The sequence below is a fragment of the Helicobacter pylori genome (assembly GCF_009689985.1).
Lineage (GTDB): Bacteria > Campylobacterota > Campylobacteria > Campylobacterales > Helicobacteraceae > Helicobacter > Helicobacter pylori_CG.
Map to the genome: position 1 here is coordinate 1 of NZ_QBAW01000006.1, position 20,979 is coordinate 20,979.

Genomic DNA, 20,979 nt, shown 5'->3' on the forward strand with positions numbered 1-20,979 from the left:
AATCTTTGTTTTAAATCTTTGTTTTAAATCTTTGTTTTAAATCTTTGTTTTAAATCTTTGTTTTAAATCTTTGTTTTAAATCTTTGTTTTTGAACTCTTTGTTTTAAATTATCTTTTTTTGGGGGTTTCTTTTTAAGAGATTTCTTTTTTGAACCCTTTGTTTTAAAGGGGTTTCTTTTTTAAACTCCCTTGTTAAGGGATTTGTTTTTAAATTCTTTGTTTTTGAACTCTTTATTTTAGGGTGGTTTAATGAAAAATCTTTTTTCTTTTGAACCCTCTTTTTTTGAGCTCTTTCTTTTAAAGTCTTTTTTTTGGGGGGGTTTGATCTTTTTCTTTTTGCCAATCCCCACTGCTTTCGCTTTTTAATCTTTAAGTTTTTATTTTTGGGGTGGTTTGATGAAAAATCCTTTTAGTATTTTTTATAACCAATGATAAAAGAGCTTGCCAAAAGCAAACAATAGTTTTAAAAATGAAAAATCTTTTTTAGCGTTTTTGGTATTATTTAGTGGGAAACTTGACGCTACTTTAAGCGGTAGTTTTTAAAAAGCGCTTCTTTAATATAGGGGGGTTTAAGTTGGAGATTAAAAGGGGGAGAATGGTTTCAAATACTTCCTATCTTTTTAAGAAAATAAAATAAAACTCAATAAAATGCATTTTATTATAAAATCAAATCTAAAACGATTATTTTTCACTCACAGAACTTTTAAATTTTTAATTTTTTAATTTTTTAATTTTTTAATTTTTTCACTGATTTTTCAATCCGCTTCTTTTTAATCTTTTGATCGTTTAATCTTTTGATCTTTAATTTTTTCACTGATTTTTCATCTGTTTTTTTAAGTTTTTTCACAAAACAAAGTTTTTAATTTTCTAACTTTTTAATCCCACTCTATCGCTTGCACTATGCTATAATGAACTGATCTTATATTTTAAAAGGAATAAATATGCCAAACACCACCAACAAAGATTACACAAAATACAGCCAAAGACAGCTTTTTAATCTCATGAATAAAAAAGAACAAGAAATAGAAAAGCTAAAAAGGGATAGGGCGTATCTTGAAAAGAAAATGGCTAAAGAGCTGGAGAAAAAAGATAAAGGTTTTAAAAATAAGTCAGAAGAATTGAATAAAATCTTACAAGAGATCAACAAAAGAGCTAATGATTGCTGTTTTGGGCATGAGATCCCAAATATTGAAACGCAACAAGCCATGAGAGAAGCAGATAACAAAGAAACAGATTTGTTCGTTGAGGATTTTTCTAGTTATAGCAATGAAAGAAAAAAGGCTTTAGGTGTTGAAGCTCAATCTTAAAAAATCTTTTCAAAAAGATTTTGATAAATTGCTTTTGAATGGGTTTGATGATAGCGTTTTGAATGAAGTCATTCTAAGAAAGAAAGAACCGCTACCCCCACCATTTAAAGATCACGCTTTAAAGGGGGTTTGGAAGCCTTATAGAGAATGCCACATTAAGCCTGATGTTTTGCTTGTGTATTTAGTGAAAGATGATGAGCTGATTTTGTTAAGGTTAGGCAGTCATAGCGAGTTGTTTTATAAACTACCCATAACGCTTAAAAAGAACGCAACAATCGCATGTTAACTCTAAACCGCTATAAAAAATAACTTAAGCGTTCAACTCTACTTTTAGTGATGCTCTCCTTTAAGCCTAACCCATAGTTATTAGTCTTTATTTCATCAATTGAAAACCACCGCAAAGAAGCCTTATTCTAGTAGAAGCTTTGTTTTTTTATGAAGCGCTTTAGACACAAGCTCTATAACGCTAATAACCAACTCTTTTTCATTCAATCGTGGGGTCTCTTTAATGATACGCGCGCTCACTAAATAGCATGAACGCTCCTTAAATTTATTCTCATCTTGCTCCCATTATGCGCTATCAATTAACAAGTTTCAATATAATACAAGATCTTTTTATAACTTGTCATGTGTTAAGGATCAAAATGCGCGTGTTTGTTTGCTTTTTAGGGGTTTTTGTGTCTAACGGCTTGGCTCGTTTTGGCTATGTGGTTTTAATCCCCCTACTCATTTTATCAGGGAGTTTAACCCCACACCAAAGCTTCCAACTGGGTATTGCGGTGCTAATGGGCTATGTTTTTGGGAGTTTTTTAATCCAATTTTTAAGCCCGTTAATGTCATTAGAAAGCATCGCTAAAATCAGTTTTTTCTTGATCGCTTTGAGTTTTTTAATCTGTTATTTTGATAGTATCCCTTTCTTTTGGCTTTGGGTCTGGCGTTTTATCGCCGGTGTGGCTAGCAGCGCGTTAATGATTTTAGTCGCTCCTCTCTCTTTGCCCTATGTCAAAGAACATAAAAAAGCCTTAGTGGGAGGGCTTATTTTCAGCGCTGTAGGCATTGGATCTGTCTTTAGCGGGTTTGTTCTGCCTTGGATCAGCTCTTATAATATCAAATGGGCATGGATTTTTTTAGGGGGCAGTTGTTTGATAGCCTTTATCCTTTCCTTAGTGGGGTTAAAAACCCGTTCTTTAAGGAAAAAATCCGTTAAAAAAGAAGAAAGCGCGTTTAAAATCCCCTTTCATTTGTGGTTATTGCTCATTTCTTGCGCGCTCAATGCGATTGGTTTTTTACCGCACACGCTTTTTTGGGTGGATTATTTGATCCGTCATTTAAATATCTCCCCCACTATCGCTGGAACCTCATGGGCGTTTTTTGGCTTTGGAGCCACGCTTGGCTCTTTAATCAGCGGCCCCATGGCTCAAAAGCTAGGAGCTAAAAACACCAACATCTTTATCCTCATTTTAAAATCTATCGCATGCTTTTTGCCCATTTTTTTCCACCAAATCTCTTTACTCAATTTAAGCATCTTTATAATGGGAGCGGCCACAACCGCCAATATCAATTTATTCAGCATGATGGCTTTAAAAATTGCAGGCGCGAAGCATTTCGCTCAAGCGTCTTCGTGGGTGGTGTTTTCTTTTGGCATTTTCCAAGCGCTTTTTTCGTATCTTTTTACGATCTTTTTAGGGGATTTGGGCTATGTTTTGATTTTTATTATTTGTGGGGTGTGTTTGGTTTTAAGTTTCATCGTTCTTTTCCCCATTAAAATACAAACGGCTACCAATAAATAGAAAAATTATGGGGTTTCAAAACCCTTGATGCCGAGAAAATCCTTAAAACCCTTTAAGGAATTTAAGATTTTTTCACGCTCTAAATGACGCATGATAAAAACGAGGTTAGAGCCGTTTTGATCCTTTAAAATATGCTTAGGCGGGTAAATGACATGCATCACGCCATTAATACTCACCAAAAGATCGCTTCCAACATCAATAATCCCCTTTATGCGTAAAATCTGTGTGCCGTATTGATGCAACAACAAACTCAGCCAAATCCCAAACGCACTCCACTCCATCGCGCCTTCAAACCTGATGCTTAAAGTCTCAAAGCCTTGCGAGTGCGAATCTTTTGGCATTCTTGGCATAAAATTTCGTGCCCTATTGTTGCGTGAAAAAAAGCTTTCGTAATCTATATTTTTCTTGTCAAAAATTTCTGCGCTAGGGTTAAGGGATTGTATCCGCTCTTTTAATTTCATTAAAGCCCCGCTGTTATTTTGCAAATCCGTTTTGGTCAATAAAACGCTATCAGCAAAAACGATTTGCTCTTTAGCTTCATTGTTTGTTAAATGCGTTTTAGCATTCAATGCATCCACGCAAGCCACCACGCTTTGAATCTCAAAATGCGCCCCTAAAAAAGTGTCGCTCAAAATCGTCCATAAAATCGGTGCCGGGTTGGCTAAACCGGTGGTTTCAATGATGATGCGCCTTAAAATTTCGCCACGCCATTCATAATTGTTGAGCGTGGCTTTTAGAGACTCCACTAAATCTAAGCGTTTGTTGCAACACACGCACCCTGCGTTAAGATAGAGCATTTTTTCACCGCAATATTGAACGCTTAAGATGCGCTGATCCAAAGCGGCTTGACCGATTTCATTGATAATAAGGGCAACGCCTTGGTGATCTATTTGGTTTAAATATTCGCTTAAAAAACTCGTTTTACCGCTGCCTAAAAAACCTGTGATGAGCGTGATAGGGATTTTGGGCATCAGTGAGTGGCTTGTGTCTGTTGGTTTAAAAACGCTAACAGATTAGAATCTAGAGCGTCCATCTCTTTTTTGGCTAAATTTTGCGCCTTATCCCACAAATCGCCTAAATCATTCACGATCACGCTCTGCCCTTTTTTATCGCACAGCACAAATTTCGCGCCTTGCCAATCATTAATTTTTAGCCCATAAAACGCTAGGATTTGATTGAGTAATCTTACTCGTTTGAGCCGTGCTCTTTTGCGTTCTCTGGCGTTTTCATTCGCGCTAATAAGCACATTTGGCTCTTTCAAATTTTCATCGCTCCCATAATTTTCATCGCTCCCATCGGTCCAATGAAAAGAACTGATAAGCTCCCCGCATAAAACGCACATCTTTCAACCTTTTAATCAAACGCCAAAAACCCTTTGGCGTTATCGCTATTTTTTTCTAGGGTTTCGTTTTAAGAAATCATCAGCGATTTCATTGAATGTTACCCAACGCACGCCCTTATGCTTGTTGATATGCTCAATGATTTTTTCATGCATGAGCAACACTTGCGGACGCCCGCTCACATCAGGGTGGATTGTCATGCTAAACACCGCATAATCCATCTCACGATAAACCCAATCAAATTGATCGATCCACATTTGCCCTATATCGTGCGGGCTTACAAAACCAAAGCTATTGGGGGATTTTTTGATAAACATCATCGGCGGTAAATCGTCTAAATACCAGTTCGCAGGGATTTCCACTAAATTTGTTTCCACCCCACGGATTAAAGGCTTCATCCAATCCTTAGCCTCCAAACTATAATCAATCTTGCTCCAACTATCCCCCACACGCACGAAATAGGGCGTGAAATCATTGTGCATGAGCGAGTGGTCGTATTTGAAGCCGTGTTTTAAAAGCAATTCATTAGTGATATTAGAAAACTCCCACCACGGCGCCACATAGCCTGTGGGGGCTTTGCCGGTGAGATCTTTAATCAATTCAACGCTTTTTAACAAAACGTCTTCTTCTTGCTTGGCCGTCATAGCGATAGGGTTTTCATGCGAATACCCATGTGCACCCACTTCATGCCCTGCATCCACGATCATTTTCATTTGTTCAGGAAAAGTTTCAATAGAATGCCCAGGCACAAACCAAGTCGCAGGGAGATGGTATTTTTGAAACAATTTCAAAAGCCGTGGAATCCCCACTTCACCCGCAAAAAGCCCGCGCGAAATATCATCAGGCGAATCCTCCCCACCATAGCTCCCTAACCAACCAGCCACCGCATCAATATCCACACCATAAGCCACTAAAATTTCTTTTGCCATAATCGCTCCTTTTTAAGTGAGTTTTCCAAACCCCTTTTTGGTGAGTTTGGTGTCAAAATCTTGTAAATAAGGGATTTTTTGGCGTTGCAACGCCACTTCGTTCAAATCCATTTCAGCGATAATGACTTCATTGAGTTTAGTGGCTTGCACGATGATTTTCCCATTGGGTGCGATGATTCTTGAATCACCGGCAAATTCTAGCGTTTGTTTTAATTTAGCGTTAGTTTCTTCCCCACTATGATTGCACGCGCACACAAAACAGCCATTCTCTAACGCTCTAGCTTTGCTCAATAAATCCCAATTATAAGCCCTAGCTTTACCAAACGCACTAGGATAAATTAAAACCTCCGCTCCTTGTAACGCTAACAGATTCGCACCCACGCCAAAGCCGATTTCATAGCAAATTTGCAAACCCACTTTCGCGCTAAAATCCCCAAAATCCAGCGTAAAAACCTCGTATTTTTTACCCCTTTTGAAGCGCGATTTTTCATCGCCCCACAAATAGATTTTACGGTGTTTGCCAACGATTTTACCTTTTGGTGAAACAATATAAGCGCTGTCGTAGAGTTTTTGATTGGTTTTTTCAATGCTACACGCCACCAAATGTGCTTTATTAGATTTTGCAAAATTACTTAACGCTCTCAACGACTCGCTTTTTAGCTCACCATGCTCTATCGCTTTAAGATTTATCCCAAACTCTGCATCCTTATCATTCGTGCAATAACCGCTATCAAACAATTCCGGTAAAACAATGAGATTCGCGCCTTTGTTGTGGGCTTCTTTGGCTAGGTTGAGTGCTAATTGCAGGTTTTCATTTAAGGCGTAGGGTTTGGATTGCATTTGGATCACGGCGGTTTTTAGGATTCTTTTGGCGGGATTTTTTGTTTTCAAGATCCACTCCCATTTTTGTTTTTATTGTATAGGATTAAAAATTAAAAGAAAATTAAAGGGGTTAAAATCCGCATGCGTTTGTGTCAGAACTTACCATTATTGTTTAAGAATCGTAATAACGCGCTAGAGAGTGAGCTCACAAACACGCCGATAAGAAACGACAATCCGTTAAAAAGATGCAAGAATAAAAGCGTTCCTAAAATGCCTAGTAAAACCCCATACCCCCCTAAACGCCACACATTGAAAGACATTTCCAAACCTAGGGTGAATTTTTGGAATCTTTGCTTTTCTTCTTTTTCTCCATTTTGTTTCCTTAAATCCAAACGCTTTTTAACGCCGTAATACGAAGACAACGCCACGATAAAAAACCCTAAAAACCCTCCTTCAAAATTCAAAACCCCTTGAAACGCTTGGAAAAAATAAACGATAATCGCGCTAACTATATTGATAAAAAGTAAAATAAGCAAGCATTGGATTTGGCACATGGGATTTGATTGGATTTATTTTGTTTTATTTTGTGTGTATTTAGGGTCTTTGGCTAGTTCTTCATAGTCTTTTTGCATGTTTTTATAAGCTTTATAGACATTGAGAAAGCTCGCTAACACGCCCCAAACAACCCCAAGCCAAAAAAGCCACGAAATGTGAGTGAGCTTTTTAAGCCCATAGCCTATAGCCACGCCCATAAGGATCGCTACTACCATAGAAAGCCCCAAGCTCAAATAATTCGCCCCCTCTATGAATTTATAATACTTTGGCTTTTTCAAAAAATTCACACACCTTTTATGATTTCATCAAAACTTTCATCGGCTTTTGCGATCGCTAAATCAATCATTTCTTCAGTCATAGGCTCACAAATAAAGCCGGTTTCAAAGCTTGAGCACGCCAAATACACGCCCTTAAAGAGCATTTTTTGGTGGAATTTTGCAAACATTTCTGTATCGCTTTTTAAAGCGTCATCAAAATCACGCACCGCATTTTCGTTAAAGAAAAAGCCAAACATACTCCCCATGTTGAGCGTCTCTAAAGCGATATTATAGCTTTGAGCGCTCTTTTTTAAACCTTGAGTCAAACGAACAGCTAAAGCGTTTAAGCGAGTATAAAGGGTTTTGTCTCTTTTGATTTTATAAAGCGCGCTCAACCCCGCGCACACCGCTAGGGGGTTACCGCTTAAAGTGCCTGCTTGATACACCCCTCCAATAGGTGAAAGCAAGTCCATAATTTCCGCACGCCCCCCAAAACACGCCAAAGGAAGCCCAGCGCCTATCACCTTACCAAAGGTTACCAAATCCGGCACAACACCATAAAATTCTTGCGAACCGCTCAAACTCGCTCTAAACCCGCTCATCACTTCATCTAAGATCAGCACCGCTTGGTATTTTTCACACAAAGCCTTTAAGCCTAGTAAAAACTCTTTTTGAGCCGGCACTAACCCCATATTCCCAGCAATGGGTTCAATGATAACACAACCCACATCGCCTTTTTTAAAGCATTCTTCTGTGGAGTTTAGATCGTTATAACGGGCCACTAGAGTGTGTTGGCTAAAATCGTTCGGCACGCCTAAAGAAGAAGGAGAGCCAAAAGTGGCGCACCCGCTACCCGCTTTCACTAATAACGAATCGCTATGCCCATGGTAGCACCCTTCAAACTTGATCAAATCGTCTTTTTGGCTATAAGCTCTAGCGAGTCGTATCGTGCTCATGGTCGCTTCCGTGCCGCTACTCACTAAACGCACCTTATCTAAGCCTTCATAACAAGAAATGATTTCCTTAGCTAAAGTGGTTTCTAACTCTGTGGGAGCGCCAAAAGAAGTGCCTTTTTTTAATGTATTAATAATATTCTCTTCAATCTCTTCATCAGCATGCCCAAAAATCAAAGGCCCCCAGCTTTGCACAAAATCTATATAATGGTTGTTATCCACATCATAAAGATACGCCCCCTTACCCTTTAAAATAAAGGGGGGAGTGCCTTTAACGCTCTTAAACGCCCTCACAGGTGAATTGACCCCCCCAGCGATCACCTGCTTAGCTTCATTAAAATCATTAATGCTGTGCAACAACTCCATGATTTTACATTATCCCTTAATCATGCTTTCAAATTGGATTTCCACTTGCGACCAAGTCAAGCCCTCATGAAAACTCTCGCATCGTTTGGCCAAGCTCGCTAATTCGTTTTTCAAGCCAAAATTCAACAAATCCAAGACCCCTTTAACCACGAGCTTATCACCAGCAATCGTGTATTGCATAGGCACTTTCACCAGCTTTTCATTCATTCTCACATAAGCCGTAAGAGAACCTTCATGATCGCCTTCTATCACATTTCTAAAAGTTACTTTGATGTTAGTGTTTTTAAAAAGAGCGAAAAAAGCTTCTTTAACGTTTTTGTTTTTAGTGTCATCGCCTAAATTGACTTTCAGGCTATCCATGCTCGCGCTCGCTCCCTCTAAAAGGGTTTTTAAACTATCTTGAGATTTGCCTAGTTTATAAGTGATGCTTTCAAAACTCCCATTTACTGGCGTTTTAGCCTTAGTTTTAAAGGCCGTCCATGTTAGCTTAGCCGAAGATAAATCCAAATTCACCGCTTGCAAAAACCCTGCTAGTAAAACCGATACCAAAACCATTTTTTTCATTCATTATCCTTTAATGTGGTCTTATCAATAACGCTTACTATTTTAGTGTAAACAAGCTTGCTTACAACTAAAACGATTCATTTTGATAATCATTTGCACTCTAAAGACGACTCAAGAGATACAATTGCGTTTATTTTAAACTCTTTTTGTAAATAATGCTGACTGAACCAAACTTTCTGAACCATTCATGAAAAGATTAAAGCGCATGGCTATCGCTATCATCTTGAATGCAGAAAAATTCATGGTGATCGGAGTTTCAGCCTGAAACCATCTTCATGCAAATCACCTTGCTTTAAAAGCTCATCCGCACTAGGGCTAGAATAATGCTTGGCTAAAATAATGAAATAGGCGTTGTTATGCACCCCAATAAGGTTAGGCTGGAAATAAGGGAAAGTTTCAGGGTTTAAAATCCATGTTGCGGCTTTGTTATACGCTATAGAGAGCCTTTGTCCGGCTCCACTATCCCACAAATCATACCCGTTCTCAAAAAGCAATTCGCCTGATATAGTTATCGCAAGAAGCGCGAAATTGGTATAAGCTATCCCCTTAATGCCCTTTGTAGGGCCGCCATGATAATCGCTCGTATCGCTCCTAGTGATCGCGCTAGCAATAACCCCATTCTCATCTATGGCTTTAAATATCCAATCCTGCCACCGATTAGCGCTATTGTGTAAAAGAGCATGATCATCTAACGCTAGCGCAGAACTCACATCAAAGAGAATGCCCCACGCCCCATGGTTAGTGTTAAGAGCGGATTGAGAATACTGGCGCATCCGCTTAACGAAGTCTTCGTATTCTGGACTAGGGAATACCTTTTTGACAAACCAATAAGCCATGTTCATATAAGGCATGTAAAAATTGATATTATCCTCGCTCTGATAAGTATCCACGCTTTGAAGCTCTTTAGCCCAAGCGTTTAAAATTTCTATAGCTTTTAAGCCGTATGGTTTGTTTTGGCTCACTAAATAACCTAGCGCTAAGTCATAGGACATGATAGCAGATTTTTTAAAACTCTTTGTGCAGGCATCAGGCTCTCTAACCCCGGTAGAAGTGTAGTGTTTTGATGCGTTAAGTTGCACGCATGGCTGTATTGTTTGGGAGAGCTTTTTATCAAGATGGAGTTTTTGGGGCAAATCTGTGGATTTAAAATCCCTAAAAAAGTAATCTTGATCGGCGTAAGCTTGAACGCAAACGCAAACACCCATGAGTGATAAAAACAAAACAAATCTTTTCATTTCTCGCCTTTATTTTAATGGATTGGTTTAAAAATAGCGTTTTAGGGTAACGCTTTTAACAACACAAATTTAAGCGCATGCGTATTAAGAGCGCTAATTGCTGAAAGGGGCAAGACAAAAAGCGCTGATTTTTCATTAAGGTTATTTTCAAAATCGCTGGTTAAATTGGGGTGTAAAAACCCCAAATACGGCTCTAAATCAAACGCGTTTAATTTTTGCGCTTCCAAGTTTAAAAAGGCGCAAAAATCCTTAGTCATCTTATCAATGTTTTCTACAACATCGCATTTATTGAGCAACACTCCAAAAGGCTTATTGGCCAAAGCGGGTGAAAATTTTTCCAACTCCAACCTCAAGCGTTGGTATTGCTCTTTAATGCCCAAATCCAGCCTGGAAGCGTCTAAAACAAAGGCTAAAACTTTGGTGCGTTCAATATGCTTTAAAAAACTAATCCCTAAGCCTTTTCCTTGACTAGCCCCTTCAATAATGCCAGGAATATCAGCCATTAGAAATTCGCTTTTCTCATCTACGCTCACAACCCCTAAATTAGGCACTAGAGTCGTGAATTCGTAATTAGCGATTTTAGGCTTAGCGTTAGAGATGGTGGAAATGAGCGTGGATTTACCCGCATTAGGGAAGCCCACCAACCCTATATCAGCGATGAGCTTTAATTCCAAACGCACGCATTTTTCAACCCCCTCTAAGCCTTTTTGCGCGTAAGTGGGTTGTTGCTTGGTTGCGCTTTTAAAATGCGCATTCCCTAACCCTCCCTTGCCTCCTTTTAAGGCTAACACCCTTTCTTTAGGTTCCACTAAATCAAGCCACAACTTATCACCTACAAAAACTTGCGTTCCTGGCGGCACAACAATGATCTTGTCTTCGCCCTTTTTGCCCGCGCAATTTCGTGTGCCTCCTGGAGCCCCGTTTTTAGCCTTATGGTGTTTGGTGCCTCTAAAACTCGCTAAAGTGTCGGTATTGTTATCCACTTCAAAATACACATCGCCCCCATCGCCTCCATCGCCTCCATCAGGGCCTCCTTTGATGACAAACTTTTCTCGCCTAAAACTCACCATTCCAGGCCCCCCCTTACCCGAAGCGATAATGATTTCCACGCTATCTACAAACACAGCTTAATACCCTTTCTTTTATTCAGCAAATCTTTGCATGGATTTTTCCAAATGCGGCACCGCATTGAGTAATTTCTGCGTATAAGGGTGCTTTGGAGCGCTTATCACGCTATCCACATCCCCGGTTTCTACGATTTGCCCTTGATTCATTACGATGATTTTATCGCTAATATGCTCCACCACCCCTAAATCATGGCTGATAAAAATATAAGTCAGCCCCATTTCTTTTTGCAAATCCAAGAGCAAATTCAACACTTGCGCTTGAATGGACACATCTAACGCAGACACAGGCTCATCGCAAATCACCACGCTAGGGTGCAAAATAAGCGCCCTAGCAATGCCGATTCGTTGCCTTTGACCGCCTGAAAATTGGTGAGGGTAACGATCGATCCATTCTAATTTCAAGCCCACTTTTTGCATGATCTCTAGCACTTTGGCTTTGATTTCTTTTTTTGAAAAGTGAGAATTTAACAGCAAGGGTTCAGCGATGATCTCGCCCACTTTCCACCGAGGGTTTAGGCTAGAATAAGGATCTTGAAAAATCATTTGCACCTTTTTGCGGTAATCAAACCAATCCTGTTTGCTAAAATGCAAATGGCGCTTGCCATTGAAATAAATCGCCCCGCTATCTTGCCTTTCAATCCCGGCTAAAATTTTGGCTGTCGTGCTTTTCCCGCAACCGCTCTCCCCCACGATGCTTAAAACTTCATTTTGTTCCACTTCAAAACTAATCCCGTTGAGCGCATGGATGATCCTCTTGGGTTTGAATAACCCCCTGTCTATCGCATAGGATTTTTTCAGTTCTTTAATTTCTAAGAGCTTCATCGTAACTCCTTTTGAAAACTCAAATAATCTATATTTTCATCCACGGTTTCTAAGCGTTTTTTGCGGTATTCTTTGCCCGGTTTAGGGATCGCGCTTAAAAGAGCTTTGGTATAGGGGTGTCTTGGATCAGCAAAAAGCTCTTTGGCACTCGCTTGCTCCACCACATGCCCTTTATACATCACCACCACTTCATCAGCGATTTGTGCCACCACGCCTAAATCATGGGTGATAAACAAAATAGAAGTGCCTTTTTTTTGCTGCAACTCTTTCATCAATTCTAAAATCTGCGCTTGAATGGTTACATCTAACGCTGTCGTAGGCTCATCAGCGATCAAGATTTCAGGCTCACACACCATAGCCATAGCGATCATCACCCTTTGGCGCTGCCCTCCGCTGAGATTGAAAGGGTATTCATGGTATTTATCCCCTGCATGGGGAATGCCCACGCGCTCTAATTCATAGACCACCCTTTCTAAGCGTTCTTTTTTATTGAGGTTAGGGTGGTGGATTTTTAGCACTTCATTGATTTGAAACCCCACCGTGTAGGAAGGGTTTAGGCTCGTCATAGGCTCTTGAAAGATCATGCCAATTTTCTTGCCCCTGATTTCTTTTTGCATCTGCTTTTCTTTGAGTTGCAACAAATCCTGCCCTAAAAATTGAATGCTCCCCCCTACAATTTTCCCGGGTTTTTCAATCAACCCTAGAATAGAAAGCGAAGTGATGCTTTTCCCGCTCCCGCTCTCCCCTACAATGCAGAGCGTTTGAGACTTTTTCAAGCCAAAACTCACGCCATCTACTGCTTTATTCACGCCCTTATCGGTGAAAAAATAAGTTTTTAAATCTTTAACTTCTAAAATCATGCAAGCTCCTTTTAAGAGGCCCGTTTAGGATCTAAAGCGTCCATGATGCCATCGCCTACCAGATTAAAACTCATGACCGTTAAAAAAATCATCAACCCAGGGAAAACAAGCATCCAAGGAGCGGTAGCGATGTATTGCATGGAATTCATCAGCATCGCTCCCCATTCAGGTTTGGGAGGTTGGGCCCCAAGACCTAAGAAGCTCAGCGCGGCCGCTTCTAAAACCGTGGAAGCAAAACCCATTGTCGTTTGCACGATTAAAGGGATAATGCAATTAGGGAAGATCACCTTACACATCAAACGAAGATGCGAAGAACCATTGATTTTAGAAGCGATCACATATTCTTTTTCTTTTTCGCCCAGCACAGAACTGCGCACCAATCTTGCAAATCCAGGAATCCCCACAAACCCAATAGCGAGCATGGCATTAGTGAGTGAAGGTCCTAACACAGCGACCACAATCACGATCAATAAAATAGAGGGCAAAGCGAACATAATGTCCATGATGCGCATGATAACCGCATCGGTTTTCCCTCCAAAATACCCCGCTATTAGCCCTAATATCGTGCCAAAAAAGACCGCAATCCCCATAGAAACAATCCCTATGGTTAAAGAAATCCTAGCCCCATAGATCAAGCGGCTCAAAATATCGCGCCCCAAATCATCGGTGCCTAAAAGGTATTTAACATTCCCCCCATGCTCCCATATAGGCTTTAAAAGACGATCTTGCACATTTTGCACATAAGGATCATGCGGGGCCAAAAGGGGTGCAAAAATCGCACAAACCACCAATAAAAGCACAATCCATGCACCAACTACTGCCGCCTTATTTTTTTTGAATTGTTGGATAAATTCTCTAAAAGACTCCATTATGACAACCTTATTCTAGGATCAATAAAAGCGTATAAAATATCCACTAAGAGATTAGCCCCAATATACATCATGGCAATAATCAAAGACATGGACTGGATAATCGGAAAATCGCGCTGGTTGAGCGCATTAACGATCCACTTACCAATCCCAGGCCATGAGAAAACCGTTTCAGTTATCATGCTCCCCCCTAAAAGCCCGGCCAACATCAAGCCTGCGATAGTCGTTACAGGGATTAAAGCGTTACGCAAAGTGTGCACAAAAATCACCCTAAAAGAGCTGCACCCCTTAGCTTTAGCGGTGCGCACATAATCTTCTTTAGACACTTCTGCCATGCTCGCGCGAGTCATTCTCGCAATAACAGCGGTAGAAACCGTGGCTAACACAATGCTAGGCAAAATCAAGTGCTTGATTGTATCCACAAACGCCCCATAATCCCTTGCGATCAAGCTGTCTATCAAATAAAGACCTGTGGGACCATCTAAATAATACACATCGCTCAAACGCCCAAAAACAGGCAACCACCCCAATTGCACGCTAAAGATATAAATCAGCATAAGCCCTAGCCAAAACACGGGCATAGAAATCCCGGCTAAAGCGAAAGTCATACTGGAATAATCAAACACGCTATAGCGTTTGATTGCGGCTAACACGCCAACGCTAATACCCAAAGCAAGAGCCATAAACAAAGCGATCAAAGCCAATTCCACCGTAGCCGGGAAGCGTTGCCAAAACTCATGCATCACAGGCTCACCAGTCATGATAGAAGTGCCAAAATTGCCATGCAACACATTATTGATAAAGAAAAAATACTGCTCTATCAAGGGCTTATTCAATCCAAATTGCTCCCTTAAAGCGTCAATAGCGGCTTGATTGGCCTTTTCGCCTAAAATCACTAACGCCGGATCTCCTGGCACTAAATGCACCATCATAAACACGATAATGCTCACTCCAAACAGCGTGGGGATCGCCCACAAAATACGCTTGATGATAAAACTCAGCATGCAACCCCTTTCATTTTTCTAAATACACCTTAAAGAAGCGATTCACATTCACTCCAGTCGTCTTATAACCCTTAACTTTAGACAAGTGCGGCACCACCGAATAAGGATAAGCTAAAGGCACATAGGGCGCATCTTTATGGATAATTTCTTGAGCCTTTAAATAAAGGGCTTCTCTCTCCTTTTGATCTGAAACCCGTTTAGCCTTTATGAGCAGATCGGAAAAGGCATCGCTCTTATAAAAAGAACCATTTTGAGTGGGTATGGCTGAAGCGGCTTGCTTGCTCCATAAGGTGTATAAGAAATTATCCGGATCCGCAATGTCTGCCATCCAGCCTGCAAACGCCATTTCATGTTCGCCCAGACCCGTTCTTTTCAAATAAGCCCCCCACTCATACACTTCAATTTTCACATCAATGCCAATTTTAGCCAGGCTCGCTTGTATGAACACCGCTCCTTTTGGGTTACGAGTGGAAGTGGTAAAAATGGTGGTTTTAAAGCCGTTAGGATAACCCGCCTGTTTTAGTAACTCTTTAGCCTTTTTCAAATCGTATTCATAGGGTTTGATGTTGTAGTTATAACCCCATATGGTGGGCGGGAAAGGATTGACCATTTTTTGGGCAAAGCCTTCATAAATCACCTTAATGTAATCATCCACATTAATCGCATGATTGATAGCCAAACGCACCAAAGGGTTGTTAAAATACTTTTTTTGCGTGTTCAATGAAAGCCAATTGGCGATCAATCCGGGGCTTTTATCCACCACGATATTAGGAAGTTTTTCTAATTGCTCCACTTCATTGAGGTTAGGCCCGGTCATGAGCATGATTTCGCCGGTTCTTAACGCCAAGGCGCGAGTGGAAGAATTAGGAATGGTGCGCACTACCACTTTGTCTAAATAAGCTTTAGGCCCCCAATAATCCTGATTTTTTAAAAGGATGATTTTTTCATCTTTATTCCACAAAAAGAATTTGAAAGGCCCCGTCCCAATAGGCTTTTTAGCCAACTCGTCTTTTTTATTATTTTGAGCCAAATAATCAGCGTAATCCTTACTCAAAATGCTTAAAAAGTCCATGCCTAAATTGGCTAAAAACGGGGCTTCTGGCCCATTAAGCGTGAATCTAACGGTATAGTCATCTAAAGCTTCAATGCTCTTAATTATATGAGACATGCCCATGCCTTCCCAATACTTATAGCTTTTAGCCCCCGGACTATAGTATCGTTTAGCCTTATCCATTTGGCGCTCAAACGAAAACAGCACGTCTTTAGCACCAAACTCCACTTTTTTATTCCAATACTTCGTCTGGTGGAAATAAACCCCTTTGCGTAAATGAAAGGTATATACAAGACCATCTGGGGATATTTCCCAACTTGTCGCTAAGGCGGGTTCAATTTCTGTGGTGCCGTATTTGAATTGCACGAGCGTGTCATAAATATTGCCTGTTGCTACATAGCTTTCGCCATCAGTCACTAAAGCCGGATCCATGCTCGAGCCATCAGCGCCTCTAGCAAAAACCAAAACGCCTCCAAAACGCTTTTGCTCTTCAACAGAAATATTTTCTTTAGATGGATTAAGAGTAGCGTTTGGGTTTTCTGAAGCTTTCAAAAAAAACTCAAACAATAAAAGAAAAAAAAACAAACCCTTAACAAAAACATTATTCATAAGCCAGTCTCCACAACAAATTCTATAAAGGATAGAGATCTAAATTATAAATATTTTATAGCATTTATAGGTGTTTCACAAACACCTAAAGGTTTAATTGACCCTTAAAGGTTACCCTATTCCCCAAAATTTTGACTAACCACAGAAACTTTTTTGCGGTTTCTGTCTTTATGCTCAAACTTCACAACGCCATCTATGAGTGCGTATAAGGTATGGTCTTTCCCCATGCCTACATTATTACCGGGGTGCATTTTAGTGCCTCTTTGGCGCACGATGATATTCCCTGCTCTCACAAATTCTGAGCCAAATTTTTTCACGCCTAAGCGTCTTCCTGCAGAATCTCTGTTATTCTGCGTGCTCCCTTGACCTTTCTTGTGTGCCATTGCTTAATACTCCTTTATGCTACAATTTTAGTGATTCTCACACGAGTGAAATCTCTTCTAAAACCACGCTTGGTTTTGCTGTCTTTTCGGCGGCGTTTTTTGAAAGTGATGACTTTTTTGCCGCGCCCTTCATTGATCACTTCCGCTTCAATTTTAGCCCCATTCACAAAGGGTTTCCCACAAGAGAGCTTGCCCTCTTTGGATACGGCTAACACTTCCACTAATTCCACTAAAGCCTTAGGCTCTTTATTCATTTTATCCAGTAAAACAATATCGCCTTCAACGACTTTATATTGCTTACCGCCATGCTTGAATATTGCGTATGACATTTCTATTCCTTAAAAATTGAACGCTCTTTTTAAAATAAACGCTTATTATAGTGAGTATTTGCTAAAATGTAACTTTAAATTGAGATTAAATTCACATTAAAAGAATTTTTTTACTCAAAAACACCCCATTTAACCCGCCATTATTACCCCACAATGGCCCCATTCAAACCATTCATAAATTGTTATTAAGCTTGTTTTGGAATACTTTTAGCTTGTTTGTTAAAAAACCAATAAGGATTTGATCATGCGCGTTACCTTTGGCTCAAAATACAACCAAATGAATCACTACCAAAACGCTTTACAAAATAAAATCAACGACGCTAACACGCAGATCGCTTCAGGGCTAAAAATCCGTTATGGTTATCAAAACAGCGACATTAACAACCAGAATTTAAAATTCCAATACGAAGAAAGCACCTTGGATCAAGGCATTGATGTGGCTCAAAACGCTTACACTTCAACGCTCAATACAGACAAAGCCTTGCAAGAATTTTCTAAAACGATGGAGGCGTTTAAAACCAAACTCATCCAATCCGCTAACGATGTGCATTCAGAAACTTCTCGCGCCGCTATCGCTAACGATTTAGAACGCTTAAAAGAGCATATGATAAATGTCGCTAACACCTCTATAGGGGGGGAATTTTTATTTGGGGGCAGTAAAGTGGATAGACCCCCCATTGATAGTAATGGGAAATACCATGGCAATGGCGAAGATTTAAACGCGCTTATTAGCTCTGATAACCTTGTGCCTTATAATATCAGCGGGCAAGATTTGTTTTTAGGCACGGATAAAGACAAACACAAACTCATTACCACCAACATTAAATTACTCAATCAAAACAAGCTCCACCCTGATGTGATGGACGCTTTAGAGCATTCTTCATTGCCTGAAGAAGTTTTTATTAAACCTAGCGATACCTTGCGAGAACTCATCGGCGATAACGATAAAGACCCCACCAATGACCCTAAAGAGTTTTTTTATTTACAGGGCGTTAGGCCTGATGGCTCTAGTTTTAAAGAAAAATTCGCACTGGATAAAGCCTATCAAAACAAAGAGAGTGCCTCTAAAGTGAGCGATTTGTTGGATAAAATCGGTCATGCTTACGGGAACACTTCGCAAAATAAAGTCGTGGATGTGAGTTTGAACAATTGGGGGCAAATTGAGATTAAAAACCTAACCCCCGGCAGTGAAAATTTGGATTTTCATTTGATTTCTAGCGATGGGGATTTTGATGATTTAGACGCCTTGCGTTCGAGCGGAAAAAGGGTTACTGAATACGTCAAAAGTGCGTTTGTAACGGATAGGAGTTTGAGCCAAGTTAAAGCGGTGCCTAACATGTATAATCCCAAGGTGCTTGAAATCCCTAGCGTGTTTGTCACTAAAGATAATGTTTTAGCCAACAAAAACACTAAATTGAGCGAGATTTTTGGCGATAGCGTGGAAACTTTAGAAATCAATGCCAGCCGTTTGGACGATACAAGCGCTATTAAAATCCCAAATCTCCCTATTGGTTTGGATATTCCCATTCTTTTAGATGTGAAAAATTCTACGATTAAAGATTTGAAAGACGCGATTAAAGAACGCTTTAATAATGAAGTGGGTGTGGAAATTGAAACAAACGGGCGTTTGAGGATTATTGACAATTCTTCTAATCAATCGCCTATTTCTTTTGTTTTAAGCACCCTAGATCAAAAAGGGCTAGAAGTGGCCGGTATCCCTACTAATAATGCGAGCGAATACCAAAAAACCTATTTCAATAAAGAAGGGGCAAAATTAGAAAGCAATGTGGCTCAAATCGCTCAAAATGGTGCGGCTAATGGCTCTACTAAATTGAGTGAAGTGGCTAATGGGAGTTTAGAAAATAGCGTTTTCAACATGAAATTAAACGATGTGAATGGTTCGTTTTTAGAAGCGCAAATGATCTTGGATAATGATGGGGCTTTTTTAAGTTTGCCTAATGGCATTAAAATCCCGCTTTATGACCCCACAAGCGCTGATATTCGAGCTTCTAAACCCAATGAAGTAACTTACAGGCAACTTATGGATGCGATGAGTATCGCGCTCAATTACAGCAATACTGACCCCGCCATCTACCAACAAATCAGCGATAACCCTACTTCAAAAGAAAGCAAGGAGCGCTTTATTGAATTGTTAAAACAAGCTAAAGGCAACCTTTCTGTTAATTTGAATGAAGAAGGAAAAGTCATTATCCAAGACAACATGCATTCAAACACCAAAATGCAGTTCATGCTTTTTGATAAAGACGCGAATGATTTTTCTCAAAACGCCTTGCACAGCGACAAGCCCAGCCTTAAGTTAAACGCTAATAACGCTCTAATTATTGACAAGCCAAGCGTGAATTTTTTTGATCAATTAGAAAATACCATCACTTCGGTAAGAAAAGGGATTTATCGCCCGGACGCTTTAGGGGATACTTATTCTAGTGATATGCGTAATTTAGGTATTCAAAACGGCATCACTCTTATAGATCACTTGAGCGATCACATAGAAAAAATGATCGCTAAAAACGGCGCTCATGGTAAGGCGTTTGAAAACATTATCAGGCGTAATGAAGTTTTAAAAACGCAAGTTCAAAGCATTCGTGGGGAAACGACCGGTGCTGATATGGCAGAAACTTACAATAAATTTTCCAATCTCACTAACAACTATAACGCCGTTCTGGCTTCCACGAACAAAATCAACAATCTGTCTTTAACGAAATATTTGTAGTCTTTTGGTGGTTTTTAAGCGTTCTAAAAAGAGATATTAAAATGCTTTTAAGCTTCTATGAAGCCCCCCTCCTTTTGCCCTTTATTTCGTGGGCAAATCGCCTACAGGACAAGCGGCCACACCCACGCTTGGGCGAGTGAATTTTTCTACATTTTCTTGAGCTTTTTTGGGGTCATTCACCCAAGTTTTATAGAACTCAAAAGGGCATTCCGCCACACCCTTATCCCCATCGCCACTAGCAAAAACCCCACTATAACCTCTGTGTAAGAGTTTGAAGAGTTGGTTTTGGCTTTGGTCGTATTTCCTCGCATCACGGATTTGTTGCACAGAAAGTTGAGCGTATTGAATACCATTTTCTTCTTCCCCACATTCGCCCAAAGTATGCCCGTCAAAACCAATGATGCTAGAATGCCCAAAATAGGAATACACCCCATCAAAGCCGGTCGCATTCGCTACCGCTACATAACACTGATTAGCCCACGCCATAGCTTTCACGATCGCAATTTGTTGCTCCTTAGCCGGATACATGTAACCTTGACAGCGCACAATGAGTTCTGCCCCACGCATCGCGCAATCGCGCCAAATTTCAGGGTAGTTACCATCATCGCAAATAATCAAAGAAACTTTCAAGCCCTTAGGCCCATCAACCACATAAGTTTTATCCCCAGGATACCAGCATTCAATAGGACACCAAGGCAAGATTTTGCGGTATTTTTGCACGATCTCACCCTTATCATTGACAAGAATCAAAGTGTTATAGGGATTCTTTTTAGCTTGCTCGTGTTTTTCCCCCGTCAAAGAGAACACTCCCCAAACCTTGTTTTTCTTACAAGCCTCAGCAAGGATTGCGGTTTCTTCTCCAGGAACGCTTGCAGCTGTGTCAAACATTTCTTGTCTGTCATACATAATCCCATGCGTGCTGTATTCGGGGAAAATAATCAGATCCAACCCGGGCAAACCCTGTTTAACCCCACCAATCACCTTAGCAATATTGCGACAATTTTCCAACACCTCATTCTTAGTGTGGAGTCTGGGCATCTTATAATTAACTACCGCTACACCCACAGTATCTGGGC

22 protein-coding genes are annotated in these 20,979 nt (G+C 40.2%); 4 read left to right on the forward strand and 18 right to left on the reverse strand.

Annotation, left to right across the window (positions count from 1 at the left end):
* Positions 1 to 941: 941 nt before the first annotated feature.
* The 3 genes from DBU79_RS05425 (at position 942) to DBU79_RS05435 (ending at position 3,097) form a co-directional block, all read left to right on the forward strand.
* Positions 942 to 1,307: a hypothetical protein gene (locus tag DBU79_RS05425; protein ID WP_134890263.1), complete on the forward strand. Its 366-nt coding sequence runs from the start codon at positions 942 to 944 to the stop codon at positions 1,305 to 1,307.
* Positions 1,288 to 1,593, forward strand: coding sequence for a type II toxin-antitoxin system RelE/ParE family toxin (locus DBU79_RS05430; protein ID WP_154411788.1), 306 nt, complete (start codon positions 1,288 to 1,290; stop codon positions 1,591 to 1,593). The genes DBU79_RS05425 and DBU79_RS05430 overlap by 20 nt, the downstream gene beginning before the upstream one ends.
* 358 nt (positions 1,594 to 1,951) lie before the next feature.
* Positions 1,952 to 3,097, forward strand: a complete 1,146-nt coding sequence (locus tag DBU79_RS05435; RefSeq protein ID WP_154411789.1) for a YbfB/YjiJ family MFS transporter — start codon at positions 1,952 to 1,954, stop codon at positions 3,095 to 3,097.
* Positions 3,098 to 3,102: 5 nt separating this feature from the next.
* Here DBU79_RS05435 and DBU79_RS05440 read toward each other — a convergent pair whose 3' ends face one another.
* From DBU79_RS05440 to rplU, 17 genes are all read right to left on the reverse strand, one after another.
* The gene (locus DBU79_RS05440; protein ID WP_134890260.1) at positions 3,103 to 4,068 is read right to left on the reverse strand and encodes a CobW family GTP-binding protein; all 966 of its coding nucleotides are present in this window, start codon (positions 4,066 to 4,068) and stop codon (positions 3,103 to 3,105) included.
* Complete coding sequence (locus DBU79_RS05445; protein ID WP_134890259.1) at positions 4,068 to 4,439, reverse strand: hypothetical protein; 372 nt, start codon at positions 4,437 to 4,439, stop codon at positions 4,068 to 4,070. Before DBU79_RS05445 ends, DBU79_RS05440 begins: the two co-directional genes overlap by 1 nt.
* 45 nt (positions 4,440 to 4,484) lie before the next feature.
* Positions 4,485 to 5,366 (reverse strand): polysaccharide deacetylase family protein, encoded by an 882-nt coding sequence (locus DBU79_RS05450; protein ID WP_154411790.1) that lies wholly within the window; start codon positions 5,364 to 5,366, stop codon positions 4,485 to 4,487.
* Positions 5,367 to 5,378: 12 nt separating this feature from the next.
* Positions 5,379 to 6,257, reverse strand: coding sequence for a carbon-nitrogen hydrolase family protein (locus DBU79_RS05455; protein WP_154411791.1), 879 nt, complete (start codon positions 6,255 to 6,257; stop codon positions 5,379 to 5,381).
* 83 nt (positions 6,258 to 6,340) lie between these two features.
* Entirely contained in the window at positions 6,341 to 6,742 is a 402-nt protein-coding gene (locus DBU79_RS05460; RefSeq protein WP_134890257.1) for a hypothetical protein, read from the reverse strand.
* A 15-nt stretch (positions 6,743 to 6,757) separates the two neighbouring features.
* On the reverse strand, positions 6,758 to 7,021 hold the full coding sequence (locus DBU79_RS05465; RefSeq protein ID WP_025451585.1) for an AtpZ/AtpI family protein: 264 nt from the start codon (positions 7,019 to 7,021) through the stop codon (positions 6,758 to 6,760).
* Between the two features lie 5 nt (positions 7,022 to 7,026).
* Positions 7,027 to 8,319, reverse strand: a complete 1,293-nt coding sequence (gene hemL / locus DBU79_RS05470) for a glutamate-1-semialdehyde 2,1-aminomutase (RefSeq protein ID WP_154411792.1) — start codon at positions 8,317 to 8,319, stop codon at positions 7,027 to 7,029.
* Positions 8,320 to 8,328: 9 nt separating this feature from the next.
* Positions 8,329 to 8,883, reverse strand: a complete 555-nt coding sequence (locus DBU79_RS05475; protein WP_000738960.1) for a YceI family protein — start codon at positions 8,881 to 8,883, stop codon at positions 8,329 to 8,331.
* A 239-nt stretch (positions 8,884 to 9,122) separates the two neighbouring features.
* Positions 9,123 to 10,118: an alginate lyase family protein gene (locus DBU79_RS05480; RefSeq protein ID WP_154411793.1), complete on the reverse strand. Its 996-nt coding sequence runs from the start codon at positions 10,116 to 10,118 to the stop codon at positions 9,123 to 9,125.
* Positions 10,119 to 10,159: 41 nt separating this feature from the next.
* Positions 10,160 to 11,242, reverse strand: coding sequence for a GTPase ObgE (gene obgE, locus DBU79_RS05485; RefSeq protein ID WP_134890252.1), 1,083 nt, complete (start codon positions 11,240 to 11,242; stop codon positions 10,160 to 10,162).
* Between the two features lie 18 nt (positions 11,243 to 11,260).
* Entirely contained in the window at positions 11,261 to 12,067 is an 807-nt protein-coding gene (locus DBU79_RS05490) for an ABC transporter ATP-binding protein (protein WP_000770446.1), read from the reverse strand.
* The gene (locus tag DBU79_RS05495) at positions 12,064 to 12,927 is read right to left on the reverse strand and encodes an ABC transporter ATP-binding protein (protein ID WP_000599855.1); all 864 of its coding nucleotides are present in this window, start codon (positions 12,925 to 12,927) and stop codon (positions 12,064 to 12,066) included. Before DBU79_RS05495 ends, DBU79_RS05490 begins: the two co-directional genes overlap by 4 nt.
* Positions 12,928 to 12,938: 11 nt before the next feature.
* Positions 12,939 to 13,796, reverse strand: a complete 858-nt coding sequence (locus tag DBU79_RS05500; protein ID WP_154411794.1) for an ABC transporter permease — start codon at positions 13,794 to 13,796, stop codon at positions 12,939 to 12,941.
* Entirely contained in the window at positions 13,796 to 14,800 is a 1,005-nt protein-coding gene (locus DBU79_RS05505; protein WP_021308310.1) for an ABC transporter permease, read from the reverse strand. The genes DBU79_RS05500 and DBU79_RS05505 overlap by 1 nt, the downstream gene beginning before the upstream one ends.
* Positions 14,801 to 14,810: 10 nt before the next feature.
* Positions 14,811 to 16,460 (reverse strand): ABC transporter substrate-binding protein, encoded by a 1,650-nt coding sequence (locus DBU79_RS05510; RefSeq protein ID WP_021308311.1) that lies wholly within the window; start codon positions 16,458 to 16,460, stop codon positions 14,811 to 14,813.
* 116 nt (positions 16,461 to 16,576) lie between these two features.
* The gene (gene rpmA / locus DBU79_RS05515) at positions 16,577 to 16,843 is read right to left on the reverse strand and encodes a 50S ribosomal protein L27 (protein ID WP_000940618.1); all 267 of its coding nucleotides are present in this window, start codon (positions 16,841 to 16,843) and stop codon (positions 16,577 to 16,579) included.
* A gap of 14 nt (positions 16,844 to 16,857) precedes the next feature.
* Entirely contained in the window at positions 16,858 to 17,172 is a 315-nt protein-coding gene (gene rplU / locus DBU79_RS05520) for a 50S ribosomal protein L21 (RefSeq protein ID WP_000119326.1), read from the reverse strand.
* A 244-nt stretch (positions 17,173 to 17,416) separates the two neighbouring features.
* On the opposite strand from rplU, the gene flgL reads away from it, so the two are divergent.
* Complete coding sequence (gene flgL, locus DBU79_RS05525; RefSeq protein ID WP_154411795.1) at positions 17,417 to 19,903, forward strand: flagellar hook-associated protein FlgL; 2,487 nt, start codon at positions 17,417 to 17,419, stop codon at positions 19,901 to 19,903.
* A gap of 81 nt (positions 19,904 to 19,984) precedes the next feature.
* Here the strand turns inward: flgL and DBU79_RS05530 are convergent, their stop codons facing one another.
* A complete protein-coding gene (locus DBU79_RS05530) occupies positions 19,985 to 20,968 on the reverse strand; it encodes an aliphatic amidase (RefSeq protein ID WP_308438137.1) in 984 nt (327 codons plus the stop codon).
* Positions 20,969 to 20,979: the final 11 nt, after the last annotated feature.

Excerpts from the sequence above, each read along its gene's own strand:
- DBU79_RS05425 (WP_134890263.1), top strand. The coding sequence starts at position 942 with ATGCCAAACACCACCAACAAAGATTACACAAAATACAGCCAAAGACAG.
- DBU79_RS05435 (WP_154411789.1), top strand. The coding sequence starts at position 1,952 with ATGCGCGTGTTTGTTTGCTTTTTAGGGGTTTTTGTGTCTAACGGCTTG.
- DBU79_RS05440 (WP_134890260.1), bottom strand. The coding sequence starts at position 4,068 with ATGCCCAAAATCCCTATCACGCTCATCACAGGTTTTTTAGGCAGCGGT.
- DBU79_RS05445 (WP_134890259.1), bottom strand. The coding sequence starts at position 4,439 with ATGTGCGTTTTATGCGGGGAGCTTATCAGTTCTTTTCATTGGACCGAT.
- DBU79_RS05450 (WP_154411790.1), bottom strand. The coding sequence starts at position 5,366 with ATGGCAAAAGAAATTTTAGTGGCTTATGGTGTGGATATTGATGCGGTG.
- DBU79_RS05460 (WP_134890257.1), bottom strand. The coding sequence starts at position 6,742 with ATGTGCCAAATCCAATGCTTGCTTATTTTACTTTTTATCAATATAGTT.
- hemL (WP_154411792.1), bottom strand. The coding sequence starts at position 8,319 with ATGGAGTTGTTGCACAGCATTAATGATTTTAATGAAGCTAAGCAGGTG.
- DBU79_RS05475 (WP_000738960.1), bottom strand. The coding sequence starts at position 8,883 with ATGAAAAAAATGGTTTTGGTATCGGTTTTACTAGCAGGGTTTTTGCAA.
- DBU79_RS05480 (WP_154411793.1), bottom strand. The coding sequence starts at position 10,118 with ATGAAAAGATTTGTTTTGTTTTTATCACTCATGGGTGTTTGCGTTTGC.
- DBU79_RS05490 (WP_000770446.1), bottom strand. The coding sequence starts at position 12,067 with ATGAAGCTCTTAGAAATTAAAGAACTGAAAAAATCCTATGCGATAGAC.
- DBU79_RS05495 (WP_000599855.1), bottom strand. The coding sequence starts at position 12,927 with ATGATTTTAGAAGTTAAAGATTTAAAAACTTATTTTTTCACCGATAAG.
- DBU79_RS05500 (WP_154411794.1), bottom strand. The coding sequence starts at position 13,796 with ATGGAGTCTTTTAGAGAATTTATCCAACAATTCAAAAAAAATAAGGCG.
- DBU79_RS05505 (WP_021308310.1), bottom strand. The coding sequence starts at position 14,800 with ATGCTGAGTTTTATCATCAAGCGTATTTTGTGGGCGATCCCCACGCTG.
- DBU79_RS05510 (WP_021308311.1), bottom strand. The coding sequence starts at position 16,460 with ATGAATAATGTTTTTGTTAAGGGTTTGTTTTTTTTTCTTTTATTGTTT.
- rpmA (WP_000940618.1), bottom strand. The coding sequence starts at position 16,843 with ATGGCACACAAGAAAGGTCAAGGGAGCACGCAGAATAACAGAGATTCT.
- rplU (WP_000119326.1), bottom strand. The coding sequence starts at position 17,172 with ATGTCATACGCAATATTCAAGCATGGCGGTAAGCAATATAAAGTCGTT.
- flgL (WP_154411795.1), top strand. The coding sequence starts at position 17,417 with ATGCGCGTTACCTTTGGCTCAAAATACAACCAAATGAATCACTACCAA.